The sequence below is a fragment of the Nostoc sp. FACHB-888 genome, assembly GCF_014696655.1.
Classification (GTDB): domain Bacteria; phylum Cyanobacteriota; class Cyanobacteriia; order Cyanobacteriales; family Nostocaceae; genus Nostoc.
Genome location: NZ_JACJQM010000249.1, coordinates 1 through 5,300, shown reverse-complemented (window position 1 = coordinate 5,300; position 5,300 = coordinate 1). Strand labels below are relative to the sequence as shown.

Genomic DNA, 5,300 nt, shown 5'->3' with positions numbered 1-5,300 from the left:
GGATTTATCGCCTTTTCCCGCACCCTCTTGACAAAAGTGCAATCATTCTAACCTCTCACTGATGGTCCAGAATTGCTCACCTAGCTCATCTTCTAAATCAAAAAGCTGTTCTTCATCACCCCAAATATCTGACCAAAGAACTATCCGATTAGCACGAAAGTGATTTTGACCTTTAACATCTGCAATCACAAAATATACTTCGACATTTAAATTAAACCCAAACTCATCAAGCTCTGTCTCTTGTATCGTACAGTTAACCACAATTAAACTATCAGGGTTAACATTCACTACCTGCTGTTGACGCTGTAACATTTCTTGAAATACCAAATCAGGTAACAGCTTTGAAGTTTCTTCGAGTACAAGTTTTTGAGTTTCTGGTGAGTAACGAGTTTTTAATTCTTGGGTTATTAAACTTAAGATATCACCTGTGGCTAAATTGACAATTATCTTTTTATTTGTGGAATTAAGGAAACATCCACGATTAAGATTAATATGTTTTTTAATTGTCATGATTGTGTAAGATTTAGATCGTTTTGCCTAGTTTATTGATAATCTGGGCTTCAATAATTTTTGAGCCTTTGGTGTATTTTGCTTGCCCTGTATTTAAGGTTTATTATAAAGATTACTTTGCTAATTCCAATTCACCGAATTTTGGACTCCACCAACATGAAGCTGTATTAAAGTAAGCTACATCCTTGTGTTTATTGTCTTGGCGAGACTGGGGGTCTGAACAGCGAAGCATCGCTTTCTGCTGCCCACCCTTTGTATAGATATACTCCTCTAAAGGCTTTTTACATACGGGACAAGGATGCGAAGTGATCTTAAATGGAGGCTTTTGTTGAGTTGCACTTTCTTTGCTGTGAGGTGGTTCCCAAGACTTGCTGTAATCGCTCCAAAACAGTACGGCATTTTCACAGCCACTGGTACACTTGAGAAAGTATTTTTTCTTAACCTTGCTGCTGGGGATTTTGGACATCAAACTATTGCACTGAGGGCAATGAGTTTTAGATACGTCAAACTTGCGCTCAACAAAGGTTGTAGCACTTGATGCTCCTGCAACTAGCGTTTTGGCTTTGGATAGTGCGGGTACAAAGTAATCCTGATTCCAACCACTTAGATATTGCTGCCAGCCTAGTTTACCAAGGGCGATGGCATCAAGAGCATCTTCCATTTTGGCAGTGAATTGTGCCTCTAGTAAATCAGGTAATGCCTTCTGTAAAAAAGCGTCAACTTCCAAACCCAAAGCTGTCGGTTGTAAGTGGTCTTTCGTTAACTGCACATAATTGCGTTTTTTGAGAGTAATAGTTTTCCCTTCAACCTGGATAATTTTATGCGGATGCTGCCGTGCCTGTTCAACTAGTCGTGTTGCCTCCGCTTCAGATAAAACACGCTTAGACTCAAGGGCTTGTTTGGTGTTATCTCCTGCATCATCATAAGTTTCAGCTTCTTGCTGTTGTACTTCTTGTCGAGAATCGGCTGCCCCATTATAAAAAGCCCGAAATCCTTCAGTGTAATCAACCCAGACATTCCAGTAGTCCTGGGGGATAAAAACTTGGATTTCCCTCTCTCGCTGGCAAATTAGATGTAATGTGGCACTTTGGACTCTACCAACACTCTTGGCTCCGTTGTTCAAAGCCCAAACCAGGGGGCTACCCTTGTACCCCACCAACTTATCCAGACAATCTCGGCACAGTCCCGCACCAATCAAGTTGAAATCGAGTTTTCTGGAATTAGTGATCGCCTGATTCACCGCCGATGCTGTAATCTCTGTGTACACAACTCGCCTTGGATCTCTCAACCCCAGCACTTCTTTGAGATGCCAAGCGATCGTTTCTCCCTCCCGGTCTGGGTCAGTTGCTAGAATCACTTCATCAACTTGTCTGACTGCGGCTTTGAGTTTTTGAATCGTTTCTTTAGACCGTTGGTCACGAGGTACATAGTTACACTTGATACTGCCGTCGTTGATGCTAAAGCCCAATGAATCATCTCCTTAGTTGCTCAGTTCTCGGATGTGTCCACAACTAGCTTTTACAATCCAATCACTACCCAGAATTGAACTGAGTTTTTTGATTTTACCGGGAGATTCGACCACAAGAAGGCGCTTCGGCATAGCAGATGGGTTATGGATGGTTTATATTAAATGCTTTGTCCCAGCAGACAATTGCATATTATATTTTAGTATATATGTACTAAATTAATGGCTAATTAATACTTATCTTTGAATATTTTGCCGTAACGACAGCACGAAACATTTTCGCCCAAACCAAATGTCCACTTTCCAAACTCCTACCCCGCAACAAGTTAACGCTACTCCCCAGCATGAAATAATCACTGGAGTAATAGAACGTTTGACCTTCCACTCAGAGGAGTCGGGGTATACAGTGGCGCGTTTGGTACGCCCCAGATTTAGAGATTTAACCACAATCGTCGGTAGTTTTGCCAACATTCAGCCAGGGCAGACACTTCAACTAACAGGCTTTTGGCGAGAGCATCCCCAGTTTGGGCCACAATTCCAAGTCACCAATTATAAAGAAACCAAACCAGCAACACTCACCGGAATTGAGAAATACTTGGGCAGTGGGCTAATCAAAGGAGTTGGTCCAGTCACAGCCAAGCGTATCGTTGCACATTTTGGTTTGGAAACACTCGACATCATTGAAAACCAAATTGAGCGACTGATTGAAGTCCAGGGTATTGCCAAAAAGCGGATCACTCTGATCAAAAATGCCTGGTCAACTCAGAAAGCGATTAAAGAAGTGATGGTATTTTTGCAAAGCCACGGCGTTTCAACAACATACGCGGTGAAGATATACAAGCAATACCAGGACAAAGCTATTGATACAGTTACCCATAATCCATATCAGTTAGCGACCGATATCTACGGTATAGGTTTTCTTACAGCTGACAAGATTGCGCGTAACCTGGGAGTTGCACCTGATAGCGAATTTAGATACTGCGCTGGAATAACCCATGCTCTAAGTGAAGCCGCAGAAGATGGTCATTGCTACTTACCACAGCCAGAGCTAATCGAAAAAGTCATCAAGCTGCTGACAACTGAGGAGCATCAGCCGACAGAAGATGCGATAACCAATATCATCAAAGATATGGGTGCCAGAGAGGAGTTGGTCAGGGAGAGGATTCGAGATGATTATGGCGAGAAACTACTACTGTGCTACTTACCAACGTTTTTCCATACTGAGCAGAACTTAGCGCAATTAATCTCTCGAAGATTACGCCAACCGATTGCACAGGATATGCCTCGTGTTCGTGGTTGGATTGAACGTTTTACCGCTAGTCACAAAATACAATTATCGCAACAGCAGCAGCAAGCTGTGGAGATGGCGGCTTATTCTCCATTTATGATTCTCACTGGCGGTCCTGGCGTGGGGAAAACTTTCACCACCCATACAATAGTCAGCTTGTGGAAAGCAATGGGTAAATCGATTGCTCTAGCTGCACCAACGGGGAGAGCAGCACAAAGACTATCCGAAATGACCAGACTTGAAGCAAAGACCATACATCGCCTACTGGAGTTTGACCCCAAGAAAATGGGGTTTAAATGCGGTAGCGATAACCCTTTGCCGCACACCGCAATTATTGTTGATGAAGCTTCAATGCTTGACCTATTCCTAGCACACTCTTTGGTGAAAGCAGTAGCAGAAGGAGCGCAACTATTATTAGTAGGTGATATCGACCAGCTTCCCTCAGTTGGGCCAGGAAAAGTATTAGCTGATCTAATAAATTCGCTTCAAGTACCAGTGGTTCGGCTAACGCAAGTATTTAGGCAAGCCCAACAGAGCGCAATCATCACCGCTGCACACCAAATTAACCAGGGAGAATATCCGGCGCTTGAGCCAATCTCTGATAATCCCGTGTCAGATTGTATTTGGCATGGTGGAGGAAATCAGCCAGAACACGGGGTACAGGCAATGATCACCGATTTGATTCCCCGACTGGGCTTTAATCCGGCAACAGATGTGCAAATACTTTGCCCCATGTCGCGGGGACTGGTGGGAACTCGCAACTTGAACGCTGTGTTGCAACAGCTGATCAATCCGCCTAGCCTTGACTTGGTGGAGATTAATAGGGGTGGGATGATTCTACGCGAAGGCGATCGCATTATCCAACTAACCAATGACTATAACCGTGAAGTGTTTAACGGTGATTTAGGGAATATCTTGAGCATTGACACTGTAGAGCAAGAAGTTACAGTTGATTATGGTGGTCGGGCTGTTGTTTACGATTATGCTGACCTGAATGAAATTACTCTGGCGTTTGCTGTATCAGTGCATAAAAGCCAAGGCTCAGAGTATCCCGTGGTGATATTTCCATTGTATATGCAGCATTATATGATGCTATCGCGTAACCTATTTTATACAGGGCTTACCCGTGCAAGGAAGTTGGCGATCGTCATCGGTGACAAAAAAGCAATATCTTTAGCTGTGCGAACGACAAATGACCAGCAGAGATATACACGGCTGTGGCAGAGGTTGTTGCAGCCGATTTGATCAACATGAATGTAGAATATCAGCTTGGTTAAACAAACAAAAAACTAAAATACTCTTGTATAACGACGAATTGGGTCTGCGCCAAGTTAATCTTTTTGGCTATTTAAGTCAGGAAAATTGAGTCAGCAATTGAATTATTTGATGTATAGTTTAAGTCCGCCCTGGTTATTAAATAGCCTCAAGTTGTATGTCCAGTCCTAGTTCCGACATGGTTCGCGTTTACCTGCAAGAGATTGACCGTTACTAGGGTGTTGACCACAGACCAAGAAATTGCTTATGACAGGCAACTACAGCAGATGATGGCAATTGAACAAAGAAAAAATGAACTCGCCCAACAACTAGAACGAGAACCAACTATTACTATACCTTTCCTGTATTCTGGCGACTGACGCATGTATTCTGTTTTGATAAAATTAAAAAATTACAGTACACAGTTTGATAAACTACTTTAAGTTAATTAGTAGTAATAGTGCTAATCTTGGTCAGATGCAAATAGAAGAAATTTTAGCTCAACTAGAAAATAACACTAAGGAATTTCCTCGTTTAGCGTTAGAAAGAGCCATTGAAGAGCGAGAAACCATTACATCTATATTAATAGAAATTTTAGACAAACTGAGTAACAATTTAGAAGAGCTACTAGAAAAATCAGACTATATTTTACATATCCATGCTTTATATTTACTGGCACAATTTAGGGAAGTAGCAGCATATCCTACAATAGACCTCTTGCAGAATTGATTTTGTGTTATAATGATTGGTTTTCTTAATCTGAATGGGGTGAGATAACTAAAA

Annotated in this window: 4 protein-coding genes and 1 pseudogene; 3 read left to right on the top strand and 2 right to left on the bottom strand. The window is 42.1% G+C overall.

Annotated elements, in window-relative coordinates; all coding sequences use genetic code 11:
* Window positions 1-42: 42 nt before the first annotated feature.
* Both H6G26_RS43450 and H6G26_RS38105 read right to left on the bottom strand, forming a co-directional pair.
* Window positions 43-510: a hypothetical protein gene (locus H6G26_RS43450; RefSeq protein ID WP_242054266.1), complete on the bottom strand. Its 468-nt coding sequence runs from the start codon at window positions 508-510 to the stop codon at window positions 43-45.
* Between the two features lie 112 nt (window positions 511-622).
* Window positions 623-2,110: pseudogene (locus H6G26_RS38105) on the bottom strand (DNA topoisomerase).
* A gap of 157 nt (window positions 2,111-2,267) precedes the next feature.
* Here H6G26_RS38105 and H6G26_RS38100 point away from each other — a divergent pair.
* The 3 genes from H6G26_RS38100 (at window position 2,268) to H6G26_RS38090 (ending at window position 5,246) form a co-directional block, all read left to right on the top strand.
* Window positions 2,268-4,508, top strand: a complete 2,241-nt coding sequence (locus H6G26_RS38100; RefSeq protein WP_190736881.1) for an ATP-dependent RecD-like DNA helicase — start codon at window positions 2,268-2,270, stop codon at window positions 4,506-4,508.
* Window positions 4,509-4,756: 248 nt separating this feature from the next.
* On the top strand, window positions 4,757-4,897 hold the full coding sequence (locus H6G26_RS38095) for a hypothetical protein (protein WP_190736879.1): 141 nt from the start codon (window positions 4,757-4,759) through the stop codon (window positions 4,895-4,897).
* 97 nt (window positions 4,898-4,994) lie between these two features.
* Window positions 4,995-5,246, top strand: a complete 252-nt coding sequence (locus tag H6G26_RS38090) for a DUF1186 domain-containing protein (RefSeq protein ID WP_242054265.1) — start codon at window positions 4,995-4,997, stop codon at window positions 5,244-5,246.
* The last annotated feature ends 54 nt before the right edge of the window (window positions 5,247-5,300 follow it).

Excerpts from the sequence above, each read along its gene's own strand:
- H6G26_RS43450 (WP_242054266.1), bottom strand. The coding sequence starts at position 510 with ATGACAATTAAAAAACATATTAATCTTAATCGTGGATGTTTCCTTAAT.
- H6G26_RS38100 (WP_190736881.1), top strand. The coding sequence starts at position 2,268 with ATGTCCACTTTCCAAACTCCTACCCCGCAACAAGTTAACGCTACTCCC.
- H6G26_RS38090 (WP_242054265.1), top strand. The coding sequence starts at position 4,995 with ATGCAAATAGAAGAAATTTTAGCTCAACTAGAAAATAACACTAAGGAA.